The organism is Cryobacterium sp. Y50 (assembly GCF_002929805.1).
GTDB lineage: Bacteria > Actinomycetota > Actinomycetes > Actinomycetales > Microbacteriaceae > Cryobacterium.
Window position 1 is genome coordinate 57,286 of the sequence record NZ_PJJM01000094.1, and the last position, 16,425, is coordinate 73,710.

Genomic DNA, 16,425 nt, shown 5'->3' on the forward strand with positions numbered 1-16,425 from the left:
GATCTAAGTCTGCGGATAACGTTACTGGATGGAATCCACCCGCCGCCCGCGTCTCACCCCGGCCATCGCCGATATTCGGCGGGCCGTGCGCACACTGCTCCCGGCCGAGGGCCTGGTTCTGGTCGGGCTCAGCGGCGGCGCGGATTCGCTCGCGCTCGCCGCTGCGACCGCCTTCGAAGCCGAACGGGCGGGCATCCGGGCCGGCGCCGTCATCGTCGACCACAACCTGCAAACCGGTTCAGCGGATGTCGTAGGCCGGGCCGCCGAGACCGCCCGCCGACTCGGACTCGACCCCGTGCTCGTGCTGAGCGTGACGGTCGGTAGCGACGGAACAGGCCCGGAGGCGGCCGCCCGCACGGCTCGCTATGCGGCGTTCACCGCGGCGCTCGAGCAGACCGGGGCGAGCGGCGTGCTGCTCGGTCATACCCTCGACGACCAGGCCGAAACCGTGCTGCTCGGGCTGGCCCGGGGCTCCGGGCCGACCAGCCTGCGCGGAATGGCGGCGCGAACCGGGTCGATTTTGCGACCATTGCTGGGCATCCGCCGCGCCGATACCCGGCAATTCTGCGCCGATACCGGCCTTACGCCGTGGACCGACCCGCAGAATTTCGACCCGCGTTACGCCCGGGTGCGGGCGCGCGAGACCGTGCTGCCGCTGCTGGAAAGCGAGCTCGGTCCCGGCGTAGCAGTAGCGCTTGCCCGCACCGCCCAGGCGCTGCGCGAAGATTCCGACGCGCTCGATGAGCTGGCAGCGGCTGCAGTACGCACGCACTGGGTCAATGGCACGATTGACGCGGCCGCTCTCGCCGCCCAGCCGGCCGCGGTGCGGCAGCGCGTGCTTAGGTTGGGAGTCGAGCAGGAGTGTGGGGTGTGGCTGGACCGTGCGCAGACCCTGGCCGTGGCGGCGCTGGCGACGGATTGGCACGGACAGGGGGCGCTCAGCCTGCCAGGCATTAGAGTTATACGGCAGGACGGATTGCTGATTTTCTCCGTGCCAGCGTAAATCTGAAGAAATGGACTGCATCTTTCATATGGAACCTCGCGACATTGACGGCGACCTCACCGAGATCCTGATCAGCGAGGAGCAGATCCGCGATCGCCTGGCCGAGATGAGTCGCCAGATCGAAACCGACTACGCCGGCACCGATCTGCTGCTGGTCGGCGTGCTCAAGGGCGCGGTCATGGTCATGGCCGATCTGGCTCGCGAACTGCACCACCCGATCACCATGGACTGGATGGCGGTCAGCTCCTACGGCTCGGGCACGCAGTCCAGCGGCGTCGTGCGCATTCTCAAGGACCTCGACACCGACCTGTCCGGGCGCAACGTGCTCATCGTCGAGGACATCATCGACTCTGGCCTGACCCTCTCGTGGCTGCTGGCGAACCTGAAAACTCGCGGTCCGGCATCCATCGAAATCTGTGCGTTGCTTCGCAAGCCGGATGCCGCGCGCGTCGATATCGACGTGAAATATGTCGGATTCAACATTCCGAACAAGTTCGTGGTTGGCTATGGCCTCGACTACGACGAGAAGTACCGCAACCTGCGCTCGGTCGGAATTCTCGCCCCACACGTCTACTCCACCGTCGCGGCTGCCGCGTTCTAGCCTCAGCGTGCGCACCACGCCAAGTTTTCCTTTGGGCGAACACACGACATTCCCTTGTAAACGCGCGCTAGCCTGAGGTCACCATGAACGTCAAGAAGCTTCTCCGCGGCCCCATTCTGTATATTGTGCTCGCCGTCATCGCAGTCTGGGTGGGGTCGAGCCTCATCACCATGTCCGGATTCCGTGAGGTCAGTACACAAGAGGGCCTGAGTTTTCTCAAATCGGGCAATGTAGCCGAGGCGACCATCGTCGACGGTGAACAGCGCGTCGATCTCACGCTGACCAAGGCCAGCGGGGACCTCGGCACCCAGGTGCAGTTCTATTACGTCGCTCCGCGCGGCGAAGAAATCATCACCGCGGTGACCGCAGCGAACCCGAAGGACGGCTTCACCGACGAGGTACCGCAGCCCAACTGGGTGCTCTCCGTACTCAGCTTTCTGCTGCCCGTGTTGCTCATCGGTGCTTTCTTCTGGCTCATGATCTCGATGCAGGGCGGTGGCAGCAAGGTCATGAAGTTCGGTAAGTCCAAAGCCAAGCTCGTCTCCAAGGAAAGCCCACAGGTCACCTTCGCCGATGTTGCCGGCGCCGATGAAGCCATCGAAGAGCTCGAAGAAATCAAGGACTTCCTCAAGGAGCCGGCTAAATTCCAGGCGGTCGGAGCCCGTATTCCGAAGGGCGTGCTGCTGTACGGCCCTCCCGGAACCGGAAAAACTCTGCTGGCCCGCGCCGTGGCCGGCGAGGCCAACGTGCCGTTCTATGCCATCAGCGGCTCGGACTTCGTCGAAATGTTCGTCGGCGTCGGCGCCAGCCGTGTGCGTGACTTGTTCAGCCAGGCCAAGGAAAATGCCCCGGCCATCATCTTCATCGACGAGATCGACGCCGTCGGTCGTCACCGTGGTGCCGGAATGGGCGGCGGCCACGACGAACGTGAGCAGACCCTGAACCAGCTGCTGGTGGAGATGGACGGCTTCGACGTGAAGGCGAACGTCATTCTGATCGCCGCCACCAACCGACCAGATATTCTTGACCCGGCTCTGCTGCGCCCGGGCCGGTTCGACCGGCAGATCGGCGTTGACGCGCCCGACATGCTCGGCCGCAAGCGCATCCTCGAGGTGCATTCCAAGGGCAAGCCAATGGCCGAGGGTGTCGACCTCGAGGTTCTCGCCCGCAAGACGCCCGGCTTCACCGGTGCCGACCTGGCCAACGTGCTCAATGAGGCCGCTTTGCTGACCGCTCGTTCGAACGCCCAGCTCATCGACAACCGAGCGCTGGACGAGGCCGTCGACCGGGTCATGGCCGGACCCCAACGCCGCACTCGCGTGATGCGTGACAAGGAAAAGCTCATCACGGCGTACCACGAGGGTGGGCACGCCCTTGTCGCGACCGCCATGAACTTCACCGACCCGGTCACCAAGATCACCATTCTGCCGCGTGGCCGGGCCCTCGGTTACACCATGGTCATGCCGCTTGAAGACCGCTACTCGGTCACCCGCAACGAGCTGCTCGACCAGTTGGCCTACGCCATGGGTGGCCGTGTCGCCGAGGAGATCATCTTCCACGACCCGACCAGCGGCGCCTCCAACGACATCGAGAAGGCCACGGCCACCGCACGCAAGATGGTCACCGAGTTCGGTATGAGCGCGGTCGTCGGTCCGCTCAAGCTTGGCCAGGGTTCCGGCGAGGTATTTCTCGGCCGCGACATGGGCCATCAGCGTGATTACTCGGAGCGCGTGGCCGAGAGCGTTGACCGCGAGGTGCGCCAGCTGCTCGAGGACGCCCACGACGAGGCCTATGAAGTTTTGATCAAGAACCGCGTGATCCTGGACGACCTCGCCACCGCACTGCTCGAGCACGAAACGCTCGACCAGAGCGCTCTCGCGGAGATCTTCACCAACGTCGAAAAGCTCCCGCAGCGCCCGCAGTGGCTCTCGAGCGACAAGCGCCCCGTCTCTGACGTGCCGCCGATCGCGATGCCAGCTCCGAAGGCTCCCATCGACGGCGCCGCCGTCGACGGTGGCATCACGAGCGGTGACGCCGCCCCCGCCAAACCGAAACGCGCGCCGGCCCGCAACCCCCGCCCCGCGACCGCTTAGGCGCCCGTGGCAGTGGACAGGGCACGCATCGAGGCGGCTGTTTCAGAGATTCTCGCTGCAATCGGCGAGGATACGGAACGGGTCGGCTTGGAAAGCACGCCGCGACGAGTAGCGGATGCCTACGCCGAGTTCTTCGCCGGCCTGGACCAGGACCCGCAGAAGCTCCTGCAAGATTTCGTGCCGGTCGATGGCAGAACCGGTGAACTCGTGCTGCTGCGCGACATCGCCTTCCGATCCATCTGTGAGCATCACCTGCTGCCGTTCCTCGGCACCGCTCACGTGGCCTACCTGCCGCGCGACCGGGTCGTTGGCCTCGGACGGTTGCCCGCCGTTGTCGAAACCATCGCCGCCCGGCCGCAACTCCAGGAGCGTCTCACCGAGGAAATCGCTGATGCTTTTCAGGACGGCCTCGACCCGCTCGGCGTGCTCGTCGTGCTCGATGCTGTGCACGGCTGTGTCGGCACTCGCGGTCCACGTCAAAGCGCCAGTTCGACCGTCACCATGGCCTCGCGCGGCACGCTGACCGAGCCGACCGCCCGGGCCGAGATCATTGCCCTGATCGCCGCCGGCCAGTGACACTCATCATGGGGGTGCTCAACGTCACACCGGACTCCTTCAGCGATGGCGGACGGTGGGCAGCAACGGATGCCGCCATCGAGCACGGTCTGCTGTTGCACGCCCAGGGCGCCGACCTGATCGACGTGGGTGGTGAATCCACTCGTCCGGGTGCCACGCGTATCACGCCGGCCGAGGAACAAAACCGGGTCATTCCGGTCGTCACCGAGCTCGCCCGGCAGGGACTATGCCTGAGCATCGACACGCTCAACGCCGCGACGGCCCGCGCGGCTGCGAAAGCCGGAGCGAGCATCATCAACGATGTTTCCGGTGGGTTGGCCGACCCCGATATGGCCGCTGTCGTCGACGACACGGGCCTGAACTTTGTGGTCATGCACTGGCGTGCCCATGCCCAGCTGATGGACACCGTCACCGAGTATGACAACGTCGTCACTGATGTCATGGCCGCGCTGAGCGCCCGGGTGGACGTGTTGACCGCCGCCGGCGTCGCTCGCGAGCGCATTGTGCTCGACCCTGGTCTCGGCTTCTCCAAGAAGGCCGAGCACAACTGGCAGTTGATCAACCGGCTGGATGCCTTTGTAGCACTCGGGCTGCCGATCCTCGTCGGTGCCTCGCGCAAACGCTTTCTGGCGGACGTTCTGCCGGTCGGTACTCCGGTGCTGGACCGCGACCTACCGACAGCCGTGGTGAGCGTGTTGGCCGCACAGGCGGGCGTCTGGGCGGTGCGCGTCCACGACGTCGCCGGCACCCGCGCGGCACTCAACGTGCTGTCCTGCGCGCTGCAGTCGACGCCCTTGGCCGCCAATGAGTTGTCGGGCGGGGCGCCCCGTCCGACACAATGGAACCATGACTGATTCGATCACCCTCACTGGCCTGCGGGTGAACGCCCACCACGGTGTCTACGACTTCGAGAAGGAAAACGGCCAGGACTTCGTCATCGACGTGACCGTCTGGCTCGATCTGCTGCGGGCGGCGGCGAGCGATGACGTGAGCCAAACCATCCACTATGGCGAACTTGCCGAGGAAGTCACCGACGCAGCCAAGTACAACCCGGTCGACCTCATCGAAACCGTCGCCGAACGCATCGCCGCCGTCGTGCTGGCCCACCCACCGGCACTCAGGGTGCAGGTCACGGTGCACAAGCCGCAGGCTCCCATTTTGGTGCCCTTCACCGACGTGGCCGTGCAGATCACCCGGGTGCGTCCATGACAGGCGATCGAGTCGTTCTGGCCCTCGGGAGCAACCTCGGCGACCGGGCAGCGACGCTCGCGAGCGCCGTGCGGGATCTCGCCAACCTGCCTGGGGCTACGCTGGTCGCGGTGTCGCCGGGCTACGAATCGGCAGCCGTGAAACTCGACGGTGTTGACGAGCGCGCCCCGCGCTATCTCAACGCGGTACTCACGATCGATTACAGCGGCGACGCCTACGAGCTGCTCGACGCCGTCAACGCCATCGAGGCTGAGCACGGCCGGGTGCGCGCCGAGCGCTGGGGCGATCGCACACTCGACATCGACATCATCGCCTTCGGACAGCTGAGCATCGACGACGCGCGCCTCATCGTGCCGCACCCGCGCGCAGCGGAGCGCGACTTCGTGCTCGCCCCCTGGCACGACCTCGATGAGCAAGCCACCGTTCCTGGACGGGGTCTGGTGCGCGACCTCCTCGCCGCGACCGGTAATACCGTGCGGCGATCAGCGGATGCCGCCGCCCTCTGCCCGGCACCGGGAGCACCGCGATGAAGCGCTCGCACGCGACCGGGCTGCTCGCGGTGTTGCTCATCGGTCTCGTGATCGGCTTTCTGCTCGAGATTGCGTTTGCGGCATCCGGTGCCCCCATCGTCGTTCCACCGGTTACGCTGTCGCTGACGCTCATGCTGTTGGCGGCCGTCGTCGTGAGCCTGGCCTGGCGGGTGCGTCAGGGTAGCCGGCGTAAGGCGCTGCGCCGCATCGACCCGTTCTGGGCGATGCGCGTGGCCGTGCTGTCGAAGGCGACCTCACTAGCGGCGTCGGTGCTGCTCGGCGGTTCTCTCGGCATTGTGCTGTACATCCTGACCCGATCGGTGGTGCCAGCGGTCACCTCGCTCTGGCTCGCGATCGGCACGGCGATCGGCGCGGCCGTCATGCTGGCGGCCGGCCTCGTGGCCGAACACTTCTGCATCTTGCCGCCCGACGACGACACCAACACCGACGAGCCCGGAGGTACGTGTGCCTGATCCCGACGATTTGAACCCACCCGAACACGCGCAAGTCGAACCGTCGGAACGGCTTGACTTGGTCGGCGTAGGTGAGTGGAAGCGGGTTTCCCCGAAATACGTGCTGGTCGAGATCGTCGGCACTATTCTGTTCGGGGTCGTGGTCTGCGGTGGCGCCAGCCTGCTCTGGCTGCTGCTCGATGCGACCTGGGCGCTGTGGGTCGGCATCGCGGTGCTCCTGATGACGATCATCAACCTGGTGTTCGAACCTCGCCGGGTGCGCTCCATCGGCTATCTGCTGCGCGAGGATGATTTGCTCTTTCGCCGCGGCATCCTCTTTCAACGCTTTGTAGCGGTGCCCTACGGACGGATGCAGCTCATCGATATCACCCGCGGCCCGGTGGCTCGCTGGCTCGGTCTGGCCGACCTCAAGTTTGTGACCGCTGCGGCAACCGCCGGGGTCTCGATCCCCGGGCTGCCCGAAGCAGATGCCGAAAGCCTGCGCGACCGTTTGGTGGAGCTCGCCGAGATCCGCCGGGCGGGACTGTGAGCGAGCCCGCCGTTCCGGCACCGCTAGCGGCACCGCGTACCGACCACACCGACGGGCAGTGGCACCGTTTGCACCCCGCGACACCGCTGCTGCGCGGCGGCATTTTCATGGTCGCAGTGCTCGGATTCGTGATCGCAAACCTGCGCGAACGGCTCATCGACCTGTTCCTGGGCGAGGAGAACTATGGCGGCGACCCGATTGATGAGATCTACCAGCGGGGCGGCACCGGGTGGGCGCTGCTCATCATCGCCGGTGTGCTGCTGGTCATTATCGTCGCGTTCTACCTGTCTTGGCGCATGCACACCTTTCGCATCAACGGGGAAGTCGTCGAGGTGCGCAGCGGCCTCATCTTTCGCAGCAACCGCAAGGCGCGCCTCGACCGGGTGCAGGGAGTGAACCTGGCTCGGCCGTTGATCCCCCGACTGTTCGGAGCCGCCAGGCTCGACATCGCCGTGGCCGGCCAGGACGGCAACGTACAGCTGTCCTACCTCGGCTCGAAATTAGCGGATGACCTGCGCCGCGACATCCTGCACCTCGCCTCCGGCCTGCGGCAGGCCAGAGCGCCGGTGGTCGCTGCGGACGCCGTTGCACCACCAAACGACCCGGCCTTGACCGGCGACGACGCAGCCCCCACCCTGATCGGCCCACCCACCGCGCACTCGACCCTCGGCAACTTCGCCGCGGCGCGCTGTAACGAGTTTGTGGCCTCGGAGCTTGACCCCGACGCCGCCCCGCCGGAGTCGGTCGTGCGCATTCCGCCCGGACGGCTGATCGGGTCGGTCGTGCTCAGCGGGTTCACCGTTTTTCTACTTCTGGCCGGCATCGGACTGATCGTCAGCGTGATCGCCGGCAGTAGCGGCTGGGTGCTCGTGGCCGTTCTTCCCGGCCTGATCGGCAGCGTCGGCTACTACTTCTCCCGTATCACCAAGCAGCTGCGGTTCACGATTGCGGGCACGGCTGACGGCGTGCGGGTCGGCTTTGGGCTGCTTTCCACGAGCAGCCAGACCCTGCCTCCGGGGCGCATCCACGCCATCAAGGTGTCTCAACCCATTCTCTGGCGTCGGCTCGGCTGGTGGCAGATCAGCATTAACACGGCAGGGCACGCTGCCGGGGCCAGCGCGAACAATCCTACGAGCACGGTACTCCTGCCGGTCGGCACCTTCGCCGATGTCGAGAAGGTGCTCGAACTGGCTCTCCCGGGCTTCACCACCGATACCCACGGGGCGCTGGTCGAAAACGGCATGCTCGGCGGCCGCAGGGTTGATGTCGGCGTGGCCGATTTCTACAGCAACGCGCCACCGCGAGCGGTCTGGCTGCGACCCTTCTCCTGGTGGCGCACCGGCTGGGCCGTCTCGGGCAATGTCGCCCTGATCCGCCGCGGGGTGCTGTCCCGCGACCTGATCCTCATACCGCTCGCCCGTATGCAGGGTGTGAGCGTGAAGCAGGGCCCGATCAAGCGTCGGCTACGCCTCGCCTCGGCCGACCTGCTCGCGGTTGCTGGCCCGGTCACGGCGTCGCTCAGCGTCATCGACGTCGATGAAGCGCTCGTGCTTTTCAAATGGATGTCCACCTGCGCGGTCAGCTCAGCGCTGGCCGACACCAGCCACCGCTGGAGCCGGGCCGAGGAGGCCCCGCAGCCGGCAGCCGACCAGTACGGAGCGACAGAATGACCGGAAAGCCTGGCCGCCTCGGCGTCGGAATCATCGGAGCCGGCCACGTCGGCCCCATTCTCGGCGCGGCACTCGCGGGTGCCGGCCACGCGATCGTGGGCATCTCGGCGATCTCGCAGGCCAGCCGCGATCGGGCCGAAGCCATTCTGCCGCTCGTGCCGATTCTAACCGTGCCCGAGGTAGTCGAGCGCAGTGAGCTGGTCATCATCGCGGTGCCCGATGCGCAGCTGGAGAGTCTGGTGCAGGGTCTCGCCGTCACGAACACGTGGCACCCCGGCCAGATCGTGCTGCACACCTCTGCCCGCTATGGCACCGCGGTGCTCGCGCCCGCCCTGACGGCCGGGGCGATCCCGCTCGCCATCCACCCGGCCATGGCCTTCACCGGCACGAGCCTCGACCTGGCCCGGCTCACTGACAGCTATTTCGCGGTGACCGCGCCCGGCCCGGTGCTGCCGATCGGGCAGGCCCTCGCGGTAGAGATGGGCGGCGAACCGGTCATCGTCGCCGAGGGCGACCGCGCCAGCTACGCCGAGGCGATCGAGATCGCCACCGCGTTTTCCACGTCGATCGTCGAGCAGGCCACGCGGCTACTCGCTGGAATCGGGATGGAGCAGCCGGGAGCCGTTCTGGGCCCGCTGCTGCGCTCCGCGATGGAGAATGCCCTCGGGCACACGAGCCCGGAACGCCTCGACCTGGCCGGGCTGGACGAAATCGCGCCCAGGCAGCATCCGCTTGACGACGACCGGACAATCGAATGAGCACACCAGAAGTAATCAGCACCATCACCGCCCTGCAGCACAGGCTCGGCCAGGCCCAGCGCCGCTCGGCGTTGGTCGGCGGAGACACCCGCATCGTGCTCGTGCCGACCATGGGCGCCCTGCACGCCGGGCACCTCGCCCTGGTTCGACGGGCGCACGCGCTCGGCGAGATCGTGGTGGTGTCGATCTTCGTGAATCCGCTGCAGTTCGGCGCCGGTGAAGACCTCGAGCGGTATCCGCGCACCCTCGACGCCGACCTGGCCACCCTCGCCGACGAGAAGGTGCCGTTCGTGTTCGCGCCCAGTGCCGGCGAAATGTATCCAGACAGCGCGAACGGCACGCGGGTTACCGCTGGCCCGATCGGCAGCGCCTACGAGGGTGCAGCGCGCCCCGGCCACTTCGATGGAATGCTCACGGTCGTCGCGAAACTGCTGGGCATCGTGGCACCGGATACGGCGGTGTTCGGTCAAAAAGACGGCCAGCAGGTTTTTCTCGTGCAGAGCATGGTTGCTGACCTCAACCTGCGCAGTGCGATCGAGGTCGTCGAGACCGTGCGTGAGCCGAGCGGGCTGGCCCTCTCGAGCCGCAACCGCTACCTCGACGACGCCGAGAATACGGCGGCGCAAGCTCTGTTCGCCGGACTGAACGCGGCCGCGTTGGCCGCGTTGGCCGGACCCGTCGTCGCCGTCGCCGCCGCACACGCACGCATTGCCGCCCAGCCGCTGGTTAAACTGGACTATCTCGTGATCGTGCACCCGCAGACCTTTCTTCCGGTCGACGACGCCTATCGCGGGCCGGCCAGGATGCTCGTGGCCGCGCGGGTCGGCACCACCCGGCTGATCGACAACGTGCCGCTTGCCCTCGGGTAGGCGCAGCAGCATCCGCTTATTTCTGACCTGACAGCACCAACGGAGAACCGCATGAGCCAGAACACCCCGCCCGCCGCACACGACGATGCCGAGGGCTTTTCCGACGTGGAAATGAACGAGCAGAAGGCCGTGCGCCTCGGCAAACGCGACCGCCTGAACGCGCAAGCTCAGAGCCCGGCCGGCGGTGCTTACCCGGTGTCGGTTCCGGTGACCCACACCATTCCGGCCGTGCGCGCCGAATTCGGCCAGCTCGAAACGGATGCCACCACCGGCGTCATCGTCGGCCTGGCCGGTCGCATCGTGCACCTGCGCAACACCGGCAAGCTGTGCTTCGCCAGCCTGCAGAGCGGTGACGGCACCCGCATTCAGGCCATGGTCTCGCTCGCGGCCGTCGGGGATGAGTCGCTTGCCGCCTGGAAAGACCTGGTCGACCTCGGTGACCACCTGTTCGTCACCGGTGAGGTCATCTCCAGCCGCCGCGGCGAGCTGTCGATCATGGTCACCGACTGGCAGGTCGCCGCGAAGGCGCTGCTGCCGCTGCCCAACCTGCACTCCGAGCTCAGCGAAGAGACGCGGGTGCGCAGCCGCTACCTCGACCTGATCAGCCGCGAGCAGGCCCGAACCAACGTGCGCTCCCGGTCGAAGGCCGTCACGAGTCTGCGCAAGACGTTCACCGATCTGGAGTTCATCGAGATCGAGACCCCGATGCTGCAGGTCATGCACGGCGGGGCATCCGCTCGCCCATTTCAGACCCACAGCAACGCCTTCGACACCGAACTGTTTCTGCGTATCGCACCCGAGTTGTTTTTGAAGCGGGCCGTGGTCGGCGGCATCGACCGGGTCTACGAAATCAATCGCAACTTTCGCAATGAGGGCGCCGACTCCACCCACTCGCCCGAGTTCGCGATGCTCGAGGCCTATGAGGCGTACGGCGATTACAACTCCATCGCCGACCTCACCCAAAAGCTGATTCAGGATGCCGCGTTCGCGATCGCTGGATCGCACGTGGTCACCTGGGCCGACGGCACACTGTTCGACCTCGGCGGCGACTGGGACCGCATCGGCATGTACGACAGCCTGTCCACGGCGGCCGGCATCACGATCACGCCCGAGACGCCGCTTGCCGACCTCGTCGCGCTCGCCGATCGCGAAGGCATCGAGATCGACCACCCGATTCACGGCAAGTATGTCGAAGAGCTCTGGGAGCACTTCGTCAAGGGCGACCTCGTGCGTCCGACCTTCGTGATGGACTTTCCCATCGACACGAGCCCGCTCGTGCGCGGCCACCGTTCGGTGGCCGGCGTGGTCGAAAAGTGGGACCTCTACGTGCGCGGCTTCGAACTGGCGACCGGCTACTCCGAGCTCGTCGACCCAGTCGTGCAGCGTGAACGATTCATCGAACAGGCCAGCCTGGCCGCAGGGGGAGACCTCGAGGCCATGCACCTTGATGAAGAATTTTTGCGCGCGCTTGAGTATGGCATGCCACCGACCGGTGGCATGGGCATGGGCATCGATCGTATGCTGATGGCACTGACCGGTCTCGGCATCCGCGAGACGATCCTCTTCCCACTGGTGAAATAATGAGCTATCTTCCCAAAGATGAATTAGAGCCCGACAAGGGCGGGCGCAAACCGCCGTCGATGAACCGCATCGCGATCTGGGTGATCGTCGGTGGCATCGGCGTCTATTTTCTGGGCAGCGGCATCTTTGGACTGCTCACCAGGTAGCGGGTATCCCAGCCTTTACGCGTAGTCTGGAGGTGTGATTGAGAACTTCTGGGGTAACGCGCTCTTTTCGGTCGTACCCACCATTGCGCTTGGCCTCATTTTCTGGCTGATGATGCGCTCAATCCTGCGCGCTGACCGCACCGAACGTAAGGTATACGCCCAAATCGAAGCCGAAGAACGCGCCCGGCTCGGTCTCGACAAACCGGTCACCTAAGTTCGATGTTCGGCATTGATGGCGTGACCATCACTGTTCTGCTGGCCCTGATAGTCGATTTTTCCATTCGCATCGTAGCAATCATTGTCGTGCCACGGAATCGACGCCCGATGTCGGGCATGGCCTGGCTGCTGACCATTTTCTTCATTCCGTACCTCGGCGTGCTGTTGTTCCTGCTGATCGGTTATCGCACACTGCCGAAGAAGCGCCGGTTGATGCAGGATGAAATCAATAGGTTCATTCTCGACAGCACCGACGGAATGGATTTGGTGCAGCACGACCGCCCGTGGCCGAGCTGGCTCGAATCGGTCGTCGAACTCAACCGCAACCTCGGGGCGATGCCGCTCGTCGGCGATAACACGGCGAGCCTGATCAACGACTATCAACTGTCTTTTGACACCATGATCGCCGACATCGACCGGGCTCAGAAATACGTGCACGTTGAGTTCTACATTCTCTCGCTCGATCACACCACGGCGCCGTTCTTCGACGCGCTCGAGCGCGCCCACCGGCGTGGGGTCAGCGTGAGGGTTCTGCTTGATCACATCCAGTCCATGCGCAAGCCCGGTTTCACGCAGACCAAACGGCGGCTGACGGATGACGGTATCGCCTGGCACCTCATGCTGCCCGTACAGCCGTTCAAGGGCAAATGGCAACGGCCTGATCTGCGCAATCACCGCAAACTGCTCGTGGTGGACGGCCTGGTCGGCTTCATGGGGTCGCAGAACATCATCGACCGCTCGTACAACATGCGCCGAAACATCCGTCGTGGCCTGCAGTGGAAAGACTTCATGACCCGGCTGGAGGGCCCGATCGTGTCTGGGCTCAACGCGATCTTCATCACCGACTGGTACAGCGAGACCAACGAGCTGCTCACCCGCGATATCGAGCCGGTGCATCCGCGGCCGGTGACGGATGCCCTCGACTGCCAGGTCGTTCCGAGCGGCCCCGGGTTTCGCGGCGAGAATAACCTACGCCTGTTCCTGGCACTGTTGTACTACGCGCAGGATCGCATCATCATCACCAGCCCGTACTTCGTGCCGGATGAGTCGGTCATGTACGCCATCACGACCGCGGTGCAGCGCGGACTGCACGTGGAGCTGTTCGTCTCCGAGATCGGCGACCAGGCCGTGGTCTATCACGCCCAGCGCTCGTATTACGAGGAACTGCTGACCGCCGGCGTGCATATCTACATGTACAAGGCGCCGTACATTCTGCACGCCAAGCACTTCACGATCGATGATGAGGTCGCAGTCGTCGGCTCGAGCAACATGGACCAGCGTTCCTTCAGCCTCAACATGGAGGTGTCGCTCATGGTGCGCGGCCCGTCGTTCGTGCGCAACCTGCGCACCATGGAAGACGAGAACCGACGCAACAGCCGCGAACTCACCCTCGAGGAGTGGCGCAAGCAGCCGCTGCGCTCGACCATCCTCGACAACCTCGCCCGGCTGACCTCCGCGGTGCAGTAGCGCCGGTAGCAAAACGGATGCTGCGCGCAGGGCGTGCGCGCAGCATCCGTCACTCTGTCTGCATCATCACGCCTACGGCGAACAAACACGCGCGAGCGGCGCAGGCTGGCTACTCTCGATGTAACGGCACCAACTGCCCTGGCGCCAAGGGAGCGATCACATGTTTGAAAGATTTACCGACCGAGCTCGTCGCGTCGTCGTTTTGGCCCAGGAAGAGGCCAAGATGCTCAACCACAACTACATCGGCACCGAGCACATTCTGCTCGGGCTGATCCACGAGGGTGAAGGCGTCGCCGCGAAGGCTCTGGAGAGCCTCGGCATCTCGCTGGACGCCGTGCGCGAGCAGGTTCAGGACATCATCGGCCAGGGGCAGCAGCAGCCCACCGGTCACATCCCCTTCACGCCTCGGGCGAAGAAGGTTCTCGAGCTAAGCCTGCGCGAAGCGCTGCAGCTCGGTCACAACTACATCGGCACCGAGCACATTCTGCTCGGCCTTATTCGCGAGGGCGAGGGCGTCGCCGCTCAGGTTCTGGTGAAGCTCGGCGCCGACCTCAACCGCGTGCGCCAGCAGGTCATCCAGCTCCTCTCCGGTTACCAGGGCAAGGAGCAGGTCGCCGTCGGCGCTAACGAGCAGGCGGCCAACACGGCCGGCAGTCAGGTGCTCGACCAGTTCGGTCGCAACCTCACCCAGATGGCCCGCGACAACAAACTCGACCCGGTCATCGGGCGCGAGAAAGAAATCGAGCGGGTCATGCAGATCCTCTCGCGTCGCACCAAGAACAACCCCGTGCTGATCGGTGAGCCCGGCGTCGGCAAGACCGCCGTCGTCGAGGGGCTCGCCCAGGCGATCGTCAAGGGCGATGTGCCCGAGACGCTCAAGGACAAGCAACTCTACTCGCTCGACCTCGGCTCTCTCATCGCCGGCAGCCGCTACCGCGGTGACTTCGAAGAGCGACTGAAGAAGGTCACCAAGGAGATCCGCACCCGCGGCGATATCATCGTCTTCATCGACGAGATCCACACCCTGGTCGGTGCGGGCGCCGCCGAGGGAGCCATCGACGCCGCGTCGATCCTCAAGCCGTTGCTCGCTCGCGGTGAGCTCCAGACCATCGGTGCGACCACCCTTGACGAGTACCGCAAGCACTTCGAAAAAGATGCTGCGCTCGAGCGCCGCTTCCAGCCGATCCAGGTGAACGAACCGTCGCTGCCGCACACCATCAACATCCTCAAGGGACTGCGCGACCGCTACGAAGCGCACCACAAGGTTTCGATCACCGACGGTGCCCTCGTAGCCGCGGCGAACCTTGCTGACCGCTACGTCTCCGACCGGTTCCTGCCGGACAAGGCCATCGACCTGATCGATGAGGCCGGCGCCCGCCTGCGCCTATCGATCCTGTCGAGCCCCCCGGAGCTGCGCGAATTCGACGAGAAGATCGCCGTAGTTCGTGCCGCCAAGGAACTCGCCATTGAAGAGCAGGACTTCGAGAAGGCCGCCGGACTGCGCGACGAGGAGAAGAACCTTCTTGGCGAGCGTCTGCGCTTGGAGAAGAAGTGGAAGTCCGGCGACGTCAAGACCACCGCGGTGGTCGACGAAGGCTTGATCGCCGAGGTTCTGGCCCAGGCCACCGGCATTCCGGTGTTCAAGCTCACCGAGGAAGAGTCCTCGCGGCTGGTCTTCATGGAGAAGGCTTTGCACCAGCGCGTCATCGGTCAGGAAGAGGCCATCTCGGCGCTCGCCAAGACCATCCGTCGCACCCGGGCCGGCCTGAAGGACCCGAAGCGTCCCTCTGGTTCCTTCGTCTTCGCCGGCCCCACCGGTGTCGGCAAGACGGAGCTCGCCAAGGCACTCGCCGAGTTCTTGTTCGACGACGAGGCCGCCATGATCTCGCTCGACATGAGTGAGTACGGCGAGAAGCACACCGTGTCGCGCCTGTTCGGTGCGCCTCCCGGATTCGTCGGCTTCGAAGAGGGCGGTCAGCTCACCGAGAAGGTGCGGCGCAAGCCGTTCTCCGTGGTGCTGTTCGATGAGATCGAAAAGGCTCACCCCGACATCTTTAACTCCCTGCTCCAGATTCTGGAAGAGGGTCGGTTGACGGATGGTCAGGGTCGCGTGGTCGACTTCAAGAACACCGTCATCATCATGACTACCAACCTCGGCACCAAGGACATCTCGGGCGGACCGGTCGGCTTCCAGCTGGAAGGCGACAGCACCACCGGGTACGAGCGTATGGCCGGCAAGGTCAAGGACGAGCTGAAGAAGCACTTCAAGCCCGAGTTTCTCAACCGCGTGGACGAGGTCATCGTGTTCCCGCAGCTGACCAAGCCTGAGCTGCTGCAGATCGTCGACCTGTTCATCAAGCGTCTCGGCGTGCGTCTGCTCGACCGCGACATGACCGTCGAGGTCACCGTCCCGGCCAAGGAACACCTGATCGAGGTCGGATTCGACCCGACGCTCGGTGCTCGTCCGCTGCGTCGCGCCATCCAGCGCGAGGTGGAAGACCGCCTGTCGGAGAAGATCCTGCAGGGCGAGCTCAACGCCGGTGACCACGTGCACGTGGACTTCGTCGAGGGCAAGCTTGTCTTCACCACGACGACCCGGGCAGAGTCGGTCGGCGTCGGAGTGAACACTGCAGCCGCAGTCGGCACCGGTCCGGCCACCCCCGACCTGGCTATCACTAGCGACTAGCAGTTCCAGCGCTAGTTT

General features: G+C 65.1%; 17 protein-coding genes. All 17 read left to right on the forward strand.

What is annotated here, in order from left to right:
• The first annotated feature begins 28 nt into the window (after window positions 1–28).
• The 17 genes from tilS to CXY73_RS12385 all read left to right on the forward strand — a co-directional run bounded on the left by tilS (window position 29) and on the right by CXY73_RS12385 (window position 16,407).
• Window positions 29–1,003: a tRNA lysidine(34) synthetase TilS gene (gene tilS / locus CXY73_RS12310; RefSeq protein ID WP_104177866.1), complete on the forward strand. Its 975-nt coding sequence runs from the start codon at window positions 29–31 to the stop codon at window positions 1,001–1,003.
• Between the two features lie 28 nt (window positions 1,004–1,031).
• Window positions 1,032–1,604 (forward strand): hypoxanthine phosphoribosyltransferase, encoded by a 573-nt coding sequence (hpt, locus tag CXY73_RS12315; RefSeq protein ID WP_104136152.1) that lies wholly within the window; start codon window positions 1,032–1,034, stop codon window positions 1,602–1,604.
• Between the two features lie 83 nt (window positions 1,605–1,687).
• A complete protein-coding gene (ftsH, locus tag CXY73_RS12320) occupies window positions 1,688–3,697 on the forward strand; it encodes an ATP-dependent zinc metalloprotease FtsH (RefSeq protein WP_104136150.1) in 2,010 nt (669 codons plus the stop codon).
• A gap of 6 nt (window positions 3,698–3,703) precedes the next feature.
• Window positions 3,704–4,273, forward strand: coding sequence for a GTP cyclohydrolase I FolE (gene folE / locus CXY73_RS12325; protein WP_104136148.1), 570 nt, complete (start codon window positions 3,704–3,706; stop codon window positions 4,271–4,273).
• Entirely contained in the window at window positions 4,270–5,127 is an 858-nt protein-coding gene (folP, locus tag CXY73_RS12330; protein WP_104177867.1) for a dihydropteroate synthase, read from the forward strand. The genes folE and folP overlap by 4 nt, the downstream gene beginning before the upstream one ends.
• Complete coding sequence (folB, locus tag CXY73_RS12335; RefSeq protein WP_104136142.1) at window positions 5,120–5,482, forward strand: dihydroneopterin aldolase; 363 nt, start codon at window positions 5,120–5,122, stop codon at window positions 5,480–5,482. Before folP ends, folB begins: the two co-directional genes overlap by 8 nt.
• Complete coding sequence (folK, locus tag CXY73_RS12340; protein ID WP_104177868.1) at window positions 5,479–6,012, forward strand: 2-amino-4-hydroxy-6-hydroxymethyldihydropteridine diphosphokinase; 534 nt, start codon at window positions 5,479–5,481, stop codon at window positions 6,010–6,012. Before folB ends, folK begins: the two co-directional genes overlap by 4 nt.
• Window positions 6,009–6,485 (forward strand): DUF3180 domain-containing protein, encoded by a 477-nt coding sequence (locus CXY73_RS12345; RefSeq protein ID WP_104136137.1) that lies wholly within the window; start codon window positions 6,009–6,011, stop codon window positions 6,483–6,485. Before folK ends, CXY73_RS12345 begins: the two co-directional genes overlap by 4 nt.
• Window positions 6,478–7,014 carry a PH domain-containing protein gene (locus CXY73_RS12350; RefSeq protein WP_233198302.1) on the forward strand — a complete coding sequence of 179 codons (537 nt, stop codon included), beginning with the start codon at window positions 6,478–6,480 and terminating at the stop codon, window positions 7,012–7,014. The genes CXY73_RS12345 and CXY73_RS12350 overlap by 8 nt, the downstream gene beginning before the upstream one ends.
• On the forward strand, window positions 7,011–8,684 hold the full coding sequence (locus CXY73_RS12355) for a PH domain-containing protein (protein ID WP_104177869.1): 1,674 nt from the start codon (window positions 7,011–7,013) through the stop codon (window positions 8,682–8,684). The genes CXY73_RS12350 and CXY73_RS12355 overlap by 4 nt, the downstream gene beginning before the upstream one ends.
• Window positions 8,681–9,442: a Rossmann-like and DUF2520 domain-containing protein gene (locus CXY73_RS12360; RefSeq protein WP_104136132.1), complete on the forward strand. Its 762-nt coding sequence runs from the start codon at window positions 8,681–8,683 to the stop codon at window positions 9,440–9,442. The genes CXY73_RS12355 and CXY73_RS12360 overlap by 4 nt, the downstream gene beginning before the upstream one ends.
• A complete protein-coding gene (panC, locus tag CXY73_RS12365) occupies window positions 9,439–10,311 on the forward strand; it encodes a pantoate--beta-alanine ligase (RefSeq protein WP_104177870.1) in 873 nt (290 codons plus the stop codon). The genes CXY73_RS12360 and panC overlap by 4 nt, the downstream gene beginning before the upstream one ends.
• A 111-nt stretch (window positions 10,312–10,422) precedes the next feature.
• Complete coding sequence (lysS, locus tag CXY73_RS12370) at window positions 10,423–11,892, forward strand: lysine--tRNA ligase (protein ID WP_369831242.1); 1,470 nt, start codon at window positions 10,423–10,425, stop codon at window positions 11,890–11,892.
• Entirely contained in the window at window positions 11,892–12,038 is a 147-nt protein-coding gene (locus tag CXY73_RS22325; RefSeq protein ID WP_199184305.1) for a hypothetical protein, read from the forward strand. The genes lysS and CXY73_RS22325 overlap by 1 nt, the downstream gene beginning before the upstream one ends.
• Before the next feature lie 34 nt (window positions 12,039–12,072).
• On the forward strand, window positions 12,073–12,252 hold the full coding sequence (locus CXY73_RS12375; protein ID WP_104136123.1) for a hypothetical protein: 180 nt from the start codon (window positions 12,073–12,075) through the stop codon (window positions 12,250–12,252).
• 5 nt (window positions 12,253–12,257) lie between these two features.
• Window positions 12,258–13,721: a cardiolipin synthase gene (gene cls, locus CXY73_RS12380; RefSeq protein WP_104136121.1), complete on the forward strand. Its 1,464-nt coding sequence runs from the start codon at window positions 12,258–12,260 to the stop codon at window positions 13,719–13,721.
• Window positions 13,722–13,881: 160 nt separating this feature from the next.
• Window positions 13,882–16,407 (forward strand): ATP-dependent Clp protease ATP-binding subunit, encoded by a 2,526-nt coding sequence (locus CXY73_RS12385; RefSeq protein ID WP_104177872.1) that lies wholly within the window; start codon window positions 13,882–13,884, stop codon window positions 16,405–16,407.
• Window positions 16,408–16,425: the final 18 nt, after the last annotated feature.